Source organism: Pantoea alhagi (assembly GCF_002101395.1).
Lineage (GTDB): Bacteria > Pseudomonadota > Gammaproteobacteria > Enterobacterales > Enterobacteriaceae > Mixta > Mixta alhagi.
Map to the genome: position 1 here is coordinate 1,729,907 of NZ_CP019706.1, position 16,049 is coordinate 1,745,955.

Annotated in this window: 19 protein-coding genes; 12 read left to right on the plus strand and 7 right to left on the minus strand. The window is 53.6% G+C overall.

The genetic code is table 11. The annotated features are described in order from the left end of the window. Positions 1-115: 115 nt before the first annotated feature. From B1H58_RS08100 to cysE, 5 genes are all read left to right on the plus strand, one after another. Complete coding sequence (locus B1H58_RS08100; protein ID WP_085069324.1) at positions 116-547, plus strand: rhodanese-like domain-containing protein; 432 nt, start codon at positions 116-118, stop codon at positions 545-547. 18 nt (positions 548-565) lie between these two features. Next, positions 566-817, plus strand: coding sequence for a glutaredoxin 3 (gene grxC / locus B1H58_RS08105; protein ID WP_085069326.1), 252 nt, complete (start codon positions 566-568; stop codon positions 815-817). 51 nt (positions 818-868) lie between these two features. After that, a complete protein-coding gene (gene secB / locus B1H58_RS08110; RefSeq protein WP_085069328.1) occupies positions 869-1,333 on the plus strand; it encodes a protein-export chaperone SecB in 465 nt (154 codons plus the stop codon). Continuing rightward, a complete protein-coding gene (gpsA, locus tag B1H58_RS08115) occupies positions 1,333-2,352 on the plus strand; it encodes an NAD(P)H-dependent glycerol-3-phosphate dehydrogenase (RefSeq protein WP_085069330.1) in 1,020 nt (339 codons plus the stop codon). Before secB ends, gpsA begins: the two co-directional genes overlap by 1 nt. A 72-nt stretch (positions 2,353-2,424) precedes the next feature. Next, positions 2,425-3,246, plus strand: a complete 822-nt coding sequence (gene cysE / locus B1H58_RS08120) for a serine O-acetyltransferase (protein WP_085069332.1) — start codon at positions 2,425-2,427, stop codon at positions 3,244-3,246. A gap of 18 nt (positions 3,247-3,264) precedes the next feature. On the opposite strand, the gene trmL is transcribed toward cysE, so the two are convergent. Genes trmL through cpxR form a run of 3 tightly spaced genes read right to left on the minus strand, consistent with a single transcriptional unit; the run spans position 3,265 to position 5,842 of the window. Further along, positions 3,265-3,738 carry a tRNA (uridine(34)/cytosine(34)/5-carboxymethylaminomethyluridine(34)-2'-O)-methyltransferase TrmL gene (trmL, locus tag B1H58_RS08125; RefSeq protein WP_085069334.1) on the minus strand — a complete coding sequence of 158 codons (474 nt, stop codon included), beginning with the start codon at positions 3,736-3,738 and terminating at the stop codon, positions 3,265-3,267. A 35-nt stretch (positions 3,739-3,773) separates the two neighbouring features. Then, on the minus strand, positions 3,774-5,147 hold the full coding sequence (gene cpxA / locus B1H58_RS08130; protein ID WP_085069336.1) for an envelope stress sensor histidine kinase CpxA: 1,374 nt from the start codon (positions 5,145-5,147) through the stop codon (positions 3,774-3,776). Then, positions 5,144-5,842, minus strand: coding sequence for an envelope stress response regulator transcription factor CpxR (gene cpxR, locus B1H58_RS08135; protein ID WP_085069337.1), 699 nt, complete (start codon positions 5,840-5,842; stop codon positions 5,144-5,146). The genes cpxA and cpxR overlap by 4 nt, the downstream gene beginning before the upstream one ends. Positions 5,843-5,993: 151 nt before the next feature. Here cpxR and cpxP point away from each other — a divergent pair, with 151 nt between their 5' ends. The 5 genes from cpxP to B1H58_RS08160 all read left to right on the plus strand — a co-directional run bounded on the left by cpxP (position 5,994) and on the right by B1H58_RS08160 (position 10,725). Next, complete coding sequence (gene cpxP / locus B1H58_RS08140; protein WP_085069339.1) at positions 5,994-6,509, plus strand: cell-envelope stress modulator CpxP; 516 nt, start codon at positions 5,994-5,996, stop codon at positions 6,507-6,509. Positions 6,510-6,679: 170 nt separating this feature from the next. Continuing rightward, the gene (fieF, locus tag B1H58_RS08145) at positions 6,680-7,576 is read left to right on the plus strand and encodes a CDF family cation-efflux transporter FieF (protein ID WP_085069341.1); all 897 of its coding nucleotides are present in this window, start codon (positions 6,680-6,682) and stop codon (positions 7,574-7,576) included. A gap of 218 nt (positions 7,577-7,794) precedes the next feature. Further along, on the plus strand, positions 7,795-8,757 hold the full coding sequence (pfkA, locus tag B1H58_RS08150) for a 6-phosphofructokinase (RefSeq protein ID WP_085069343.1): 963 nt from the start codon (positions 7,795-7,797) through the stop codon (positions 8,755-8,757). A gap of 142 nt (positions 8,758-8,899) precedes the next feature. After that, positions 8,900-9,889, plus strand: coding sequence for a sulfate ABC transporter substrate-binding protein (locus B1H58_RS08155; RefSeq protein WP_085069345.1), 990 nt, complete (start codon positions 8,900-8,902; stop codon positions 9,887-9,889). A gap of 80 nt (positions 9,890-9,969) precedes the next feature. Continuing rightward, positions 9,970-10,725: a CDP-diacylglycerol diphosphatase gene (locus B1H58_RS08160; RefSeq protein ID WP_085069347.1), complete on the plus strand. Its 756-nt coding sequence runs from the start codon at positions 9,970-9,972 to the stop codon at positions 10,723-10,725. 40 nt (positions 10,726-10,765) lie between these two features. Here B1H58_RS08160 and tpiA read toward each other — a convergent pair whose 3' ends face one another. Continuing rightward, the gene (gene tpiA / locus B1H58_RS08165) at positions 10,766-11,530 is read right to left on the minus strand and encodes a triose-phosphate isomerase (protein ID WP_085069348.1); all 765 of its coding nucleotides are present in this window, start codon (positions 11,528-11,530) and stop codon (positions 10,766-10,768) included. Between the two features lie 124 nt (positions 11,531-11,654). Next, positions 11,655-12,257 (minus strand): DUF1454 family protein, encoded by a 603-nt coding sequence (locus B1H58_RS08170; protein ID WP_085069350.1) that lies wholly within the window; start codon positions 12,255-12,257, stop codon positions 11,655-11,657. Between the two features lie 103 nt (positions 12,258-12,360). Here B1H58_RS08170 and B1H58_RS08175 point away from each other — a divergent pair, with 103 nt between their 5' ends. Beyond that, complete coding sequence (locus tag B1H58_RS08175; RefSeq protein ID WP_085069352.1) at positions 12,361-12,813, plus strand: DUF805 domain-containing protein; 453 nt, start codon at positions 12,361-12,363, stop codon at positions 12,811-12,813. On the opposite strand, the gene fpr is transcribed toward B1H58_RS08175, so the two are convergent. Next, complete coding sequence (fpr, locus tag B1H58_RS08180; protein WP_085069354.1) at positions 12,804-13,550, minus strand: ferredoxin--NADP(+) reductase; 747 nt, start codon at positions 13,548-13,550, stop codon at positions 12,804-12,806. The two genes, B1H58_RS08175 and fpr, sit on opposite strands and share 10 nt — an antisense overlap. Positions 13,551-13,853: 303 nt before the next feature. Here fpr and emrD point away from each other — a divergent pair, with 303 nt between their 5' ends. After that, entirely contained in the window at positions 13,854-15,032 is a 1,179-nt protein-coding gene (gene emrD, locus B1H58_RS08185) for a multidrug efflux MFS transporter EmrD (RefSeq protein WP_085069356.1), read from the plus strand. A gap of 3 nt (positions 15,033-15,035) precedes the next feature. On the opposite strand, the gene glpX is transcribed toward emrD, so the two are convergent. Continuing rightward, positions 15,036-16,046, minus strand: a complete 1,011-nt coding sequence (gene glpX / locus B1H58_RS08190; RefSeq protein ID WP_085069358.1) for a class II fructose-bisphosphatase — start codon at positions 16,044-16,046, stop codon at positions 15,036-15,038. Between the last annotated feature and the right edge of the window lie 3 nt (positions 16,047-16,049).

Here is a 16,049-nt window from a genome sequence, read left to right on the forward strand (position 1 = left end):
TTATACAACAGAAAACGTCACTCTCACCGCTTCGCGACTGTACATGCGAGGTGGCGTAGGTATACTCAGAAACCTATTTTTCGCTTATTAACCCTGTCGGGAGTTGTTACCCCTCATGCAAGAAATTATGCAATTCGCAAGCAATCACCCCATTCTTTGTCTGGCATGGGTCGTATTGCTGGTTTTAGTGATCGTGACCACGTTTAAGGGCATGTTTTCCAAAGTTAAAACCATCAGCCGCGGCGAAGCGACTCGCCTGATTAACAAGGAAGATGCGGTGGTTGTGGATACCCGCTCCCGCGACGAATTTCGTAAAGGTCATATTTCCGGCGCGCATAATATTCTGGCGGCGGATATTAAAAAGGGCACGTTCAGCGAATTGGAAAAGCATAAAGCTCAGCCCATAATTGTAGTTTGCGCGACGGGAACTTCTGCATTTGAAGCGGCTTCTCAACTGAGCGCTGCAGGTTTCGAGCAGGTAAGCGTACTGAAAGATGGTATTGCTGGCTGGAGCAGTGAAAATCTGCCGCTGGTACGCGGTAAATAACCTTACAAGGTGCTGAATATGGCTAACGTAGAAATTTATACCAAAGCAACCTGTCCTTACTGCCATCGGGCAAAAGCGCTGCTGACGCAGAAAGGCGTCGTTTTCCAGGAAATCCCGATTGACGGTGATGCGGATAAGCGCGAAGAGATGATCAAACGCAGCGGCCGAACCACCGTACCGCAGATTTTTATCGATGCGCAACACATTGGCGGTTGTGACGATCTTTATGCGCTGGACAGCCGCGAAGGTCTTGATCCTTTGCTGAAATAATGGCTTAACTGGCACCACGATGGATTTTTTTAACTAACAGGACTCAACACAATGTCAGAACAAAACACCAGCGAAATGTCATTCCAGATCCAGCGTATTTATACGAAAGATATTTCCTTTGAAGCGCCTAACGCGCCACAGGTTTTCCAGAAAGAGTGGGAGCCGGAAGTTAAACTGGATCTGGATACTGCATCCAGCCAGCTGGCTGAAGGTATTTACGAAGTGGTGCTGCGCGTAACGGTTACGGCATCTGTAGGGACGGAAACGGCGTTCCTGTGCGAAGTGCAGCAGGCGGGTATCTTCACTATTTCTGGTATTGAAGGCACCCAGATGGCACATTGCCTTGGCGCTTACTGTCCGAATATTCTGTTCCCGTACGCCCGTGAGTGCATCACCAGTCTGGTTTCACGCGGCACCTTCCCGCAACTTAACCTCGCGCCGGTTAACTTCGATGCGCTGTTTATGAACTATCTGCAGCAGCAAGAAGAAGGCGGCGAACCTCGTCAGGATGCCTGATGAACAAGCGTAACGCAGCAGTTACCGTGCTTGGTGCCGGATCTTACGGCACCGCACTCGCCATTACCTTAGCCCGCAACGGCCATCAGGTGCTGTTGTGGGGCCATAATCCTCAACATCTCTCCCAGCTGGAAGCCGATCGCTGCAATGTGGCTTTTCTGCCGGACGTGCCTTTTCCCGCCACGCTATCTACCGAGCCTGACCTTGCCCAGGCCGTTGCCGCCAGTCGTGATTTGCTGATTGTGGTGCCGAGTCATGTTTTTGGCGAAGTGCTACAGCAGATCAAACCGTATTTGCGTGCTGACTCGCGTATTGTCTGGGCCACCAAAGGGCTGGAGCGTGAAACCGGACGTTTACTGCAGGATGTGGCGCGCGATATTGTTGGCGATACGCTGCCGCTGGCGGTGATCTCCGGCCCAACTTTCGCGAAAGAGCTGGCGGCGGGTTTACCTACCGCGATTGCGCTGGCCGCGACCGAACCGCAGTTTGCTGACGATCTTCAGTTGCTGCTGCACTGCGGTAAAAGTTTTCGCGTCTACAACAACCCTGACTTTATCGGGGTGCAGCTGGGCGGCGCGGTGAAAAACGTGATCGCTATTGGCGCAGGTATTTCTGACGGTATCGGCTTTGGGGCGAATGCGCGTACCGCTTTGATTACCCGTGGCCTGGCGGAGATGAGTCGTCTTGGCGAAGCGCTGGGCGCCGATCCTACTACTTTTATGGGCATGGCAGGGCTGGGCGATCTGGTGCTGACCTGTACCGATAATCAGTCACGCAATCGCCGGTTCGGCATCATGCTGGGCCAGGGCGTGGATGTCGAGAGTGCGCAGACACAGATTGGACAGGTTGTGGAAGGCTATCGCAACACCAAAGAAGTGCGCGCGCTGGCGGCACGCTATGGTGTCGAAATGCCAATAACCGAGCAAATTTATCAGGTATTGTATTGCGAAAAATCGGCGCGCGAGGCAGCATTGAATCTGCTGGGACGTACCCGCAAGGATGAAAACAGTAGTCGCTGAGGCGGGAGGCCCGGCTGGATACCTGTGGCGTCTCGGGCGAACCGGACGCTATTTTTTTATCGGGAGAGAGCAATGTCGGATGAAGAGTTACAGCTGGTCTGGAATAACATCAAAGCGGAAGGGCGTGCCCTGGCGGATTGTGAACCCATGCTGGCCAGTTTTTTCCATGCGACATTGCTTAAGCATGAGAACCTTGGCGGCGCGCTAAGTTATATGCTGGCTAACAAGCTGGCTAATGCAATTATGCCCGCTATCGCCATTCGTGAGATTGTCGAAGAGGCGTATCGCCATGACCCCTCAATGATCGCTGCGGCGGCACGCGATATTCTGGCAGTACGCCAGCGCGATCCGGCGATAGATAAATATTCGACGCCGCTGCTCTATCTGAAAGGCTTCCATGCGCTGCAGGCTTACCGTATCGGTCACTGGCTGTGGAACGAAGGCCGCCGGGCGCTGGCGGTCTATCTGCAAAATGAAATCTCTGTCTCTTTTGCCGTAGATATCCATCCGGCCGCGCGTATCGGCTGCGGCATTATGCTTGACCATGCGACCGGCATCGTGATTGGCGAAACGGCGGTGGTTGAGAACGATGTCTCTATCCTGCAGTCAGTTACGCTTGGCGGCACGGGTAAAACCAGCGGCGACCGTCATCCTAAAATTCGTGAAGGCGTGATGATTGGCGCCGGTGCGAAAATCCTCGGCAATATCGAAGTCGGACGCGGTGCGAAAATTGGCGCCGGTTCGGTGGTGCTGCAGCCGGTGCCGCCACATACCACCGCCGCCGGCGTGCCGGCGCGCATCGTTGGCAAACCGGCCAGCGATAAGCCATCCATGGATATGGATCAGCATTTTAACGGCACGATCCCCGGCTTTGAGTTTGGCGACGGTATCTGACGTCGCCCTTCGTCGGCGTCAGCTTTTAAGCAGGGCGCCCTGATATTCCAGTTGCCGCCAGGCTTCATATACCACCACTGAAACCGCATTCGACAGGTTCATACTGCGGCTTTGCGCCAGCATGGGAATACGGATTTTTTGCTGTGGGGGGAGTGCATCCAGAATCGTGGCGGGTAAGCCGCGGCTTTCAGGGCCAAACAGCAGGTAATCACCTGATTGATAGCTAACCGCGCTGTGCGCAGGCGTGCCCTTGGTTGTCAGCGCAAACAGGCGCTCTGGCTGTTCGCTGGTGCAGAACGCCTCAAAGCTGGCGTGACGTTTAATCGCGGTAAATTCATGGTAATCAAGCCCGGCGCGGCGCAGGCGCTTGTCATCCCAGGTAAAGCCAAGCGGCTCAATCAGATGCAGCTGGAAGCCGGTATTTGCGCACAGGCGAATGATATTGCCGGTATTAGGTGGAATTTCAGGTTCAAATAAGACGATGTTCAGCATAAGGCCCCCGATAACGAGGGCCGAAGCATAACAAATTAGCGCACAGAGTACAGCGGTAGCCAGATAGTCAAACGCAAGCCGCCGAGCGGGCTGTCATCCGCTTTTACCCAGCCGCGATGCTGCTGGATAGCCGTTTCGACAATCGCCAGGCCCAGCCCGGTGCCGCCGGACTCCCTGTCGCGCGCCTCATCGGTGCGATAGAACGGACGGAATATCTGTTCACGATCTTCCGGGCTGACGCCAGGACCGTCATCATCGACATGCACCGTGATCCCCTGATTATCCACAGAGAAGCTCACTGAAATATGTGAATTTGAGTAGCGCAGCGCATTACGGACAATATTTTCCAGCGCGCTTTCCAGCGCATGGGGGTTGCCATACAGCGGCCATGGGCCTGGCGGGTAGGGCACCTCCAGCTTTTTACCCATCTGCTCCGCTTCAAATTTGGCATCTTCCAGTACGCCATTCCAGAGATGGTTTGCTTTCATCGCTTCGCTGACTAACGCATTTTTATGCTGCGTACGCGACAGCACCAGCAAATCGTTAATCATGCCGTCAAGGCGCTGCGCCTCCAGCTCAATGCGTCCTAACTCTTTGCCTTCGCCATAACGACGACGCATCAGGGCAGTGGCCAGCTGCAGGCGTGTTAAGGGCGTTCGCAGCTCGTGTGAAATATCGGAGAGCAGACGCTGTTGCGCGGTCATCATGCGCTCCAGAGCGCTGACCATCTGATTAAAGCTGGAGCCAGCAGCAAGAAATTCCTGCGGCCCCGCTTCCAGTTCCGGATGCTGACGCAGATTCCCACTTGCTACCTCATCCGCCGCGTGTTTTAACTTACGCGCCGGTTTCGCCAGGCTCCAGGCCAGCCATAGCAGCAAAGGGGAGCTGATCAGCATGGTGACGATCAAGAGCAACAGCGGACGGTCAAACAGCAGATTGATGAAATCCAGCTGGGAGCTGCTGGCCGGGCGCATCAGATAGAGTTGATAATTATCTTCGCCATCGCGTACGGCAAAAGGCCCAACCAGCTCAACGCGGCCATATTTCTTTTTCTGAGGATGATCGGCATTGTCAGATTGGCCGATAAAATTGCGGATAATCTGCATTTCATTATGCTGAGCGCCAATAACGCGGCCTTCGCTGGTAACCAGCAGCAGACGTTGGCCGGGCGGTGCCCATTTATCGATAGCGCGAAACAGCCGACGCCACCACATTAAATCATTAGGCGGATCCTGCATAAGCTCCGCCTCAATGTGCTGCTCAATCATGATGCCCTGTCGCTGCTCGCTTTCCAGCAGCGACGTAAGCTGGCGTGAATCCAGCTTAGGGAGCATTAGCACCAGCATCAGAACCAACGCCAGGGTTAACCAGAAGATGGCAAAGATGCGAGTGGTCAGGCTGCTTATCATGACGCGGAGACCATCAAATATCCACGGCCACGCAGCGTTTTAAACCAGGGGTGACCATCGCGGCGTTCAGGCAGCTTACGACGCAGGTTGGAAATATGCATATCAATGGCGCGATCAAAGGGTGTCAGGCGCTTACCCAGCACTTCCTGACTGAGATGCTCGCGTGAGACTACCTGGCCAAGATGCTGGGCTAACAAATAGAGTAGGGTAAATTCGGTACCGGTCAGATCCAGCGTAACGTTATCAAAGCTGGCTTCCTGACGGCCAGGATTGAGTCGCAGACAGTCGACTTCCAGCGTCGGTGAGCTGTTGTCATGCTGCTGTTGCTGTTCGCTCCAGCTGGAACGACGCAAAATAGCGCGGATACGGGCGACCAGTTCGCGATCGTTAAACGGCTTCGGTAAATAGTCATCGGCACCCAGTTCGAGGCCTAAAACGCGATCCAGTTCGCTGCCGCGCGCGGTCAACATAATCACCGGTGTTTGGTATTGCTGGCGAAGTTCTTTCAACGTATCGATGCCGTTCTTTTTAGGCATCATCACATCAAGTAATAACAGATCAATAGTGTCATCGAGCAGGCTGAGCGCCTGTTCCCCATCTGAGGCGACAACGATATTAAACCCTTCCATTTCAAGCAGTTCTTTAAGCAGCGAAGTTAATTCGCGGTCATCATCAACCAACAGGATTTTATTCATTTTCTTAAGCCCTCCGCAGGCAAAATAGCGTGATCGCCTACCCCATTCCATCGCTTTACGTAGTTTTACACCCCCTGACGCTAGTTTGCAGCTATCTCTGTAGTCTGAACTGCGTTGAATCAAATGATGCAAATGAATGTGGGAGTAAACGATGCGCAAAGTAACCGCCGTCGTCATTGCTTCAGCCTCGGTGGTTTTTAGTTACTCCAGCGCATGGGCAGCAGACGTTACGACGATTGACGGGATGCATCCGCCAGGCGAATCGATGACTGGCAGCATAGCGCAAAATCCGCAAAGCCATATGTTTGATGGCATTAAGCTTTCGGAACAACAGCGTCAGCAGATGCGGGATCTGATGCAGCAGACGCAACATGAGCGCCCTCCCGTAAACGTGAAAGATTTAGAAACTCTGCATAATCTGGTGATTGCAGAAAAGTTTAATGAAACAGCCGTAAAGGCTCAGGCAGAAAAGTTAGCACAGGAACAGGTTGCGCGGCAGGTCGAGATGGCCCGTATCCGCAACCAGATGTATCACCTGCTAACGCCACAGCAACAGGCTGTTTTGCAACAAAAGCATGAGCAACGAATGAGTGAGTTGCGCAGGCTGACGAATCTGCAGCAGGTTCAACCTCTGCATGAAGCGAGTAGTGCCGACAGTAACCAGTAACATAGTATCCCTGTTTTCCTTGCCATAGACACCATCCCTGTCTTCCCCGCCATGATGGCGGGGTTTTTTTTGCCTATAATATCTCCCTTTTCTGCACATCCTTTGCGCGTACCCTGCTGCTTTTTGCGATACTGCTCTTATACTTAGCTTTTACTTTCAGAGGGGTGCGGATGTTAGCTTCCTATGCGCGGCTGGTTAACCGGGCGGCAATGGCTGCAACGGTGCTGGCAGTGCTGCTGTTATTTATCAAGATATTCGCCTGGTGGTATACCGGATCGGTCAGCGTACTGGCGGCTCTGGTGGATTCGCTGGTTGATACCGCCGCCTCTTTGACCAATCTTCTGGTGGTGCGCTATTCATTGCAGCCTGCGGATGCGGAGCATACGTTTGGTCATGGTAAAGCGGAATCGCTGGCGGCACTGGCGCAAAGTATGTTCATTTCCGGCTCTGCCCTGTTTTTGTTCCTGACCGGTATTCAGCATTTGGCTTCTCCGGGCGTGCTACACGCACCGCTGGTAGGCATGGTTGTTACCCTTGTGGCATTGGTTTCAACGCTGCTGCTGGTAGCTTTTCAACGCTGGGTAGTGCGTAAAACGCAAAGCCAGGCGATTCGTGCCGATATGTTGCACTATCAGTCTGACGTATTGATGAACGGAGCCATTTTGCTGGCGCTGGCGCTTAGCTGGTATGGCTTCACCCGTGCTGATGCACTGTTTGCGTTAGGCATCGGCGCATGGATTCTGTTTAGTGCGCTACGTATGGGCTATGATGCCGTACAGTCTTTACTTGATCGCGCATTGCCCGATGCGGAGCGGCAACAGATAGTGCAAATCATCACCAGCTGGCCTGGCGTACAGGGCGCGCACGATTTGCGTACCCGACAATCAGGTCCGACACGCTTTATTCAGGTCCATCTTGAAATAGAGGATAACTTGCCGTTAATTCAGGCACATCGCGTGGCGGAGCAGGTAGAGCAGGCGCTTTTAAAACAGTTTCCTGGTTCGGATATTATCATCCATCAGGATCCCTGTTCTGTTGCCCGCACCGAGCCGCAGGGTTTTTTATAGACAGAAGTGTGGAATAATATCAGCCTGGCTTTTGAACGAGGCGCAAAGCCACATTGTGGAAAAGATTTTACCCGAAACTAGCCTGACCTGAATCAATTCAGCAGCAGGGGTTTGATATACTATTTGCCATTATGAGTCGGTAAGATCGGACACTGAGCGGGCGTCGAACCTTTCCGGCGTAACGAATTCATCATTAAGTATTAAGTCCAGAGGTAGCCATGATCAAGAAAATCGGTGTACTGACAAGCGGCGGCGACGCCCCAGGGATGAACGCAGCTATTCGCGGTGTCGTTCGCTCCGCCCTGAGTGAAGGACTGGAAGTTTGTGGCATTTATGATGGCTATCTCGGCTTGTATGAAGACCGCATGATCAACCTCGACCGCTACAGCGTTTCTGACATGATTAACCGCGGCGGCACCTTTCTGGGCTCTGCGCGTTTTCCTGAGTTCCGTAATGAGGAAACGCGTCAGGTAGCCATTGAGAATATGAAAAAACGCAATATCGATGCGCTGGTGGTGATTGGCGGCGACGGCTCTTACATGGGTGCGAAACGCCTGACTGAAATGGGCTTCCCATGTATTGGTTTACCGGGCACCATCGATAACGACGTGGCCGGTACCGACTACACCATTGGTTATTTCACAGCGCTGGAAACGGTGGTTGAAGCGATTGACCGCCTGCGTGATACCTCTTCTTCACACCAACGTATTTCTATCGTTGAAGTGATGGGCCGTTACTGTGGTGATCTGACGCTGGCAGCGGCGATTGCGGGCGGATGTGAGTTTATCGTACTGCCGGAAATTCCTTATACTCGCGAAGAGCTGGTGCAGGAGATCAAAGCGGGTATCGAGAAAGGTAAAAAGCACGCTATCGTGGCGATTACCGAGCATATCTGCGATATCGATGAGCTGGCGAAATATATCGAAGCGGAAACCAAACGCGAAACGCGCGCGACGGTTCTGGGTCATATCCAGCGCGGCGGTGCGCCGGTCGCCTATGACCGTATTCTGGCTTCACGTATGGGCGCTTATGCGATTGAACTGTTGCTACAGGGCTACGGCGGCCGCTGCGTGGGCATCCAGAATGAAAAGATGGTGCATCACGACATCATCGATGCCATTGAAAACATGAAGCGCCCTTTCAAACGCGACTGGCTGGAAACCGCGAAAAAACTTTATTAATTGTTTTCAGGGTGCTGCGCGCGCAGTGCCCTGTTTTCCCCCTGTTTATATTCCATAAAGTAATAACCTCCTATTTTTAATTCTTTAAAACGCCGTAAGCTTTATGTCACGCTTCCGTTAATAACTTCCGGGGGGGCGTACGATGAATAAGTGGAGTGTAGGGCTGGCCGTTTTACTGGCATCAGCCAGCGTACTGGCAAAAAATATTGAGCTGCTGAACGTATCTTACGATCCGACGCGTGAGCTGTATGAGCAATATAACAAAGCGTTCAGCGCGCACTACAAGCAGCAAACCGGCGATAATATTGTGATCCGCCAGTCGCATGGCGGCTCCGGTAAGCAGGCAACGTCAGTAATCAACGGCATTCGCGCCGATGTGGTAACGCTGGCGCTGGCTTCCGATATTGATGCCATTGCCGGGCGCGGCCGAATTAATAAAGAGTGGATAAAACGGCTACCGGATAATTCTGCGCCTTACACCTCCACCATCGTTTTTCTGGTGCGTAAAGGCAATCCCAAGCAGATCCACGACTGGCCGGATTTGCTGAAACCTGGCGTTGCGGTTATTACCCCTAATCCTAAAACCTCTGGCGGCGCACGCTGGAACTATCTTGCCGCCTGGGGCTACGCGCTGGATCAGAGCAATGACAACCAGGATAAGGCGCTGGAGTTTGTTAAAGCACTGTATAAAAACGTCGAGGTGCAGGATTCCGGTGCTCGCGGGGCAACGAATACTTTTGTTGAACGCGGCATTGGCGATGTGCTGATTGCCTGGGAAAACGAAGCTTATCTGGCGGTGAATAAGCTGGGTAAAGACCAGTTTGACATTGTTACGCCCAGTGAGTCTATCCTTGCCGAGCCGACGGTATCCGTTGTTGATCGCGTGGTTGACGATCGTGATACGCGCAAAGTAGCCAATGACTATCTGAATTATCTCTACTCACCGGAAGGGCAGGCCATTGCCGCGCAAAACTTCTACCGTCCTCGTGATGCCGGGGTGGCAAAGAAATATGCCAGCACCTTTACGCCGCTGAAGCTGTTCACCATTGATGACAAATTCGGCGGCTGGACGCAGGCACAGAAAACGCACTTTGCGGAAGGCGGCACCTACGACCAGGTAATGAAACGCTAGCGCGTTTTCCTCTGATGATTTAGCGTGACAATTCTCGTTAAGCCAACGAGGATTGCCAGCGGTCATCAGGAGAAGTCGCCATGTCAGTCCCTGCAAGCGTTCTGAAAATCGTTACGATTGTTATCGCCTTTCTTGTTATCGCGCTGGCCTTCGCGGCATGGCGTTTTCATCATAACGGCAACGCGCTGTGGCAAATTATTAGCCAGCAGTGCGTGCCGGGCCAGCTACAAAAAAACGATCCCAGCCCCTGCCAGCGTGTTGATATCAAGGCGGGTTACGTCACACTGAAAGATCGTAACGGCTCTCTGCAATATTTATTAATGCCTGTGGCCCGCATCAGCGGTATCGAAAGCCCGGCGCTGCGGGATCCCGCTACGCCTGACTTCTTTGCGCTGGCCTGGCAACAGCGTCATCTGCTGACGATGCGTCACGGCTCTGCCGTTCCCGATAGCGCCATCTCATTAGCCATTAATTCTGAGTATGGCCGTACGCAGAACCAGCTGCATATTCATATCTCCTGCCTGGATCCTGAGGTACGTCAGCAGCTGGACAGGCTAACGCCGCAGCTGAATTCACAGTGGCAGCCGGAAACGTTGCATCAGCATCGCTGGCTGGTTCGCACATTGACGCCAGCCGAGCTGGCGCAGCAGAGCAGTTTTATTCGTCTAATGCAGGAAGTGCCGCAGGCGCAGCAGGAGATGGGGAAATATGGCCTGGCGCTGGCTAGCTTATCCGATGGCAGGCTGGCATTAATGGCAATAAAGCGTGACTGGCTAAAGATGAATCGGGCTTCAGCGGAGGAGTTGCAGGAACATCGCTGTACGATCCTGCATTAAGGTGTAACAGAGAACGGGCGGCAATGCCGCCCGTTAAACATCAGGCTTTTGCGGCGGCAGCAGCCTTGACGATGACGGCAAAGGCGTCAGCTTTCAGTGAAGCACCGCCAACCAGCGCGCCATCGATATCCGGCTGAGCAAACAGCTCTGCGGCATTTTTATCGTTAACGGAACCGCCGTACTGGATAATAACCTGCTCGGCTACTTTCGCATCTTTCTTCGCGATATGTTCACGAATGAACTTATGCACCGCCTGCGCCTGTGCCGGAGTGGCTGATTTGCCGGTGCCAATCGCCCAGATCGGCTCATAGGCAATCACTGCGCCGTTAAAGGCGGCAGCACCCTGGCTTTCCAGCACCGCATCAATTTGACGCGCGCATACTTCTTCGGTTTTACCCGCTTCGTTTTCTGCTTCGGTCTCACCGATGCAGAGTACCGGAGTCAGACCTGCTTCTTTCAGCACGGCGAATTTTTTCGCAATGAACTCATCGCTTTCTTTGTGATAAGTACGGCGTTCTGAATGGCCGATAATGATATAGCGAGCGCCAATATCCTTCAGCATTTCGGCAGAGACTTCACCGGTAAAGGCACCAGACAGGTTAACATCAACGTTCTGGGCACCCAGTACGATCTGGCTGTCGGCCAGCGCCTGCTGCGCCTGATCCAGATACATCACTGGCGGGGCGATGGCAACGCCACAGCCCTGAACGGCGTTCAGTTCTTTACGCAGGCCGTCGATCAGATCGCTGACCATTTTTTTGTTGCCGTTCAGTTTCCAGTTACCCATAACTAATGGATGTCGCATCATATCCTCCACGTGTAACGCAATACCAGTAAAGTACACTGCCCGACGGGCAGCGATGTCTGCCAGACAGTATAGAGATGTTAACCCTGAATGGCTTTGCTTTTCGTCATTTTTGGCACAACCCTTAGGGCACCGTGAGCGAGAGCTTGATTGGCTCTACGGCAAAGGTGAGCCCCTTTTCGCCGTTGTCTGCGACAACAAAGCGTAGCGCGCCTTCGGTCTGCGAATAATAGCGTGCGCCTTTCCCCTTGCTCAGCAGTTCATTCAGCCGTTTGCGGCTATCTTCTGGCGAACGTGTTGGCAAGAAAAAGCGCATCAGCGCCGTCATATACGCCTGCGCTTTTTCCTGCGCTGCTTTTTCATCAGAGCCGGGAATCGGCAGCCAGGTGATCTGGAGCGTTTTTATTTTTCCGGTGCCCGGCTCCAGCGCCGTAGAGGCGTAGAGCGTTTCGCTGATCTTACTGGCCGCACGCGTTAATGGACTTTTGTCCAGTCGACTGTCGATCGCCCGATATTCGCTGAGCGGTAAATCAGGATTTGCCGTATTATACTTTTCCCGAAACTGCGCAATACTCATATCAAATGTTGGCGCACCTGGCAGCAGGTAAGGCGCAGTGGGCAAGTCATTACTACGCGACGATACATCATCGGCATGCGCGGCGGTGACCGTCAATAGTGCCAACAGTATTGGGATGGGCGTCAGCAAAGAGCCTGGCGCTTTCTTCATTTTTTTTGCCCTGTCCAGTAAACTCAGCCCAGATTAGAACGGTTTTTACCCGCCAAAGTCAAAAACTGCGGCAACCCTTTTTAGTTTTCCTCGGGACGAAAGCATGACGCTACAGCAATGGTGTTTTTCTTATCGTGGTCGCCTGGGACGGCGTGACTTCTGGATTTGGCAGATAGTCTGGCTGTTGACCATGACCGCGCTTTTCACGCTGGCGGGAAACGATTTGCTGGATACCCAGATGGCAGCATTCTGCGTGGTCTGCTTGCTATGGCCTGCCAGCGCGGTGCTGGTGAAACGCCTGCACGATCGTAACAAACGCGGCTACTGGGCGCTGTTACTGGTGGTCGCCTGGATCCTGCTGGCGGGTAACTGGGGCGTTTTAGGCGCTGGCTGGCACAGCGGTCTGGGACGTTTTGTGCCTGCGCTAATTCTTGTCGGCATGTTATGCGAATTAGGTCTGCTGAGCGGTTCGGCAGGCGAAAACCGTTATGGTCGGGCCGCGCAGCCGGTTAACTATTTTCGCTGGCGCGGCGTGGAAAAAAGCCCTCACCAGTAATGCTCGCTGGTGATATGGCCGGGTTTACGCCGCAGATGTTTATTCATTGCGCGCGTCTCTTTTAACAGTTGCTGGGTATCGCGCACCATTTGCGGATTACCGCACAGCATAACGTGGCTGCTGTCAGCCTCCATTGGCAGCCCCACCGCACGCTCCAGCTCACCGCTGGCAATCAGCGCCGGGACGCGCCCCGTTAATGAGCCAGGGCTCTCTTCGCGGCTGACGACCGTCTGGATCCGCAGTGTGCCGTTATAGCGCTGCTCCAGCTGCTGCATGAGCGGCAGATAACTTAAATCGGCGGCGTAGCGCGCGGCATGAACCAGTACCAGATTCTGGAAACGCTCCAGGCCTTCACCCTGTTGCAAAATCGAAAGGTAAGGGCCGATAGCGGTGCCGGTTGCCAGCATCCACAGGGTTTGGCATTCGGGGATCTCTTCCAGCACAAAAAAACCGGCGGCTTCTTTCGTCACCATTACCCCATCGCCCGGCTGTAAGGCGTGTAGCCTTGGGCTTAATTTCCCTTCCGGCACATTGACCAGGTAAAATTCTAAAGCGGGATCGGCAGGGGCATTAACATACGAGTAGGCGCGCTGCACCCGCTCGCCTTCAATCTCCAGCGCCAGCTTGGCAAACTGGCCAGCGGTAAAGGGCGTGACGGGAGCATTAACCTTGATGCTGAACAAACTATCCGTCCAGTGTGTAACTTCCGTAACGCTGCCGTTAACCCATTCAGCCATGACTTTTCCTCTCTCCAGTTAGCTCTTTGCCTATCTTCGTCACTCAACGCCGTTTTTTCCAGCCTGCCTGCGCCAGAAAAGCTCTGCGCGACAAAAGGAGGTATCAGTTTGTGCGGCCGTATAGTTAGTTTTACAAAGAAGGGCAATTTCTGCTGACAGAATGGCAAAAAAACTTATCGCTGCGTGATTCCCTTCTGTGAGCAAACTGCTATTTTTGCCGCCATCAAACCTGAAATCCCCATTGATTTGCTACATAACAGTCAAACAGTGGGCTTTTATTCTGTAACTTTCTTCTAAGTAACTATGAAAAAGATAGAAAACGGACATCTGTTACTGATGCTGATTATATTGGTGGCGGTAGGACAAATGGCACAAACCATCTATGTCCCTGCAATGGCCGACATTGCTGCATCTTTTAACATACGCGATGGCGTAATGCAGCGCGTTATGGCCGCCTACCTGATGACCTACGGTAGTTCACAGCTGATTTACGGGCCTCTCTCCGATAGCGTGGGACGTAAACCGGTAATACTGGCGGGCATGGCTATTTTTATGCTGGGCGCGCTGGGCGCATTGCTTGCGCCTTCTATCGACTGGCTGATAGCGGCCAGCGCCCTGCAGGGATTAGGCACCGGCGTCGCAGGCGTGATGGCGCGGACCATGCCGCGTGATTTATATGCCGGCAGCGCGCTACGTCAGGCAAACAGCCTGTTAAATATGGGTATTCTTGTCAGCCCACTGGCAGCGCCAATGCTCGGCGCGATGCTAACGCATCTGTTTGGCTGGCACGCCTGCTTTGCTTTCCTGCTGCTGCTGTGTTTGCTGGTCACCGGCGCAATGGCGCGCTGGCTACCGGAAACCCGTCCTCCAGCGAGCGAAACCCGTCCACTGTTTTCACGTTATCGGCCATTACTGAGCGATCGCATTTTTGTTCGCTATCTGATTATGCTTATTGGCGCGCTGGCAGGAATTGCCGTCTATGAGGCAAGCTGCGGCATTTTGATGGGCGGCGTGCTGGGGCTGGATGCAATGACCATCAGCATTCTGTTTATTCTGCCGATCCCGGCAGCTTTTTTTGGTGCCTGGTTTGCCGGACGTGACGAAAAAAGTTTTCATACACTGATGTGGTATGCGGTAAACAGCTGCCTGCTGGCTGGCGTTCTGATGTGGCTGCCCGCCTGGTTTGGCATCATGAATATCTGGACGCTGCTGGTACCGGCATCTCTGTTTTTCTTTGGCGCCGGGATGATGTTTCCGCTGGCAACATCTGGCGCGATGGAGCCTTACGCCTGGCTGGCGGGGACGGCTGGCGCACTGATTGGCGGGCTGCAGAACCTGGGTTCCGGACTGGTTGCCTGGCTGTCGGCGATGCTGCCGCAGAACAGCCAGTTTAGTTTGGGCATGTTGATGTGCGCGACTGCAGTGTTAATGCTGCTATGCTGGTGGCCGCTATCAAAAGGCCCCGAACCGCAGGTCATTTGATGCTTACAGGATCCACGGATGCAGCGCCGTATCCTTGCGATCGAGATAGTGAATCGACTGAATACGGCGGATAGTCCTTGATTTACCCCGGATCAGCAGCGTTTCACTGGTTGCGATATTTCCCTGGCGCGTAATGCCTTTCAGCAGGTCGCCGCTGGTAATGCCGGTGGCGGAGAAAATCACATTGTCGTTACGCGCCATCATATCTAATGTCAGCACCTGATAAGCGTTGATCCCCATTTCATGGCAACGCGCCAGTTCCTGCTCGCCCAGACGACGGTTTTCTTCGCTTTCCCCTTTCACCTCATGACGAGGCAGCAGACGCCCCTGCATGTCGCCATCCAGCGCGCGGATCACCGCTGCTGATACCACGCCTTCCGGCGCGCCGCCGATACCGTACAGCACATCGACTTCACTATCGGGCATACAGGTCAGGATAGAGGCAGCGACATCACCGTCGGGAATCGCGAATATGCGCACGCCCAGCTGCTGCATCTGCCTGATCACGTCATCATGGCGCGGCTTCGCCAGAATGGTTACCGTCAGTTCATCAAGCGTTTTGCCTGATGCCACCGCGATATTTTTCAGATTAGTTTCCAGCGGCAGGTTCAGATCGATATGGCCTTTGGCGGCTGGGCCGACAATCAGCTTTTCCATATACATATCGGGCGCATTCAGGAACGTGCCTCGATCACCCACCGCCAGCACGGCCAGCGCATTCGCCTGACCCATGGCGGTCATGCGGGTGCCTTCAATCGGATCGACGGCGATATCAACGGCATCGCCGTTGCCGGTGCCGACTTTCTCACCGATATAGAGCATCGGCGCTTCATCGATTTCACCTTCGCCGATAACAATCTGACCGTCGATATCAACTTTGTTGAGCATAATGCGCATGGCATTCACTGCTGCGCCATCAGCCTGATTTTTGTCGCCGCGACCCAACCATTTATAGCCTGCCAGGGCGGCAGCTTCGGTAACGCGGGAGAATTCAATGGCGAGTTCTCGTTTCATGAC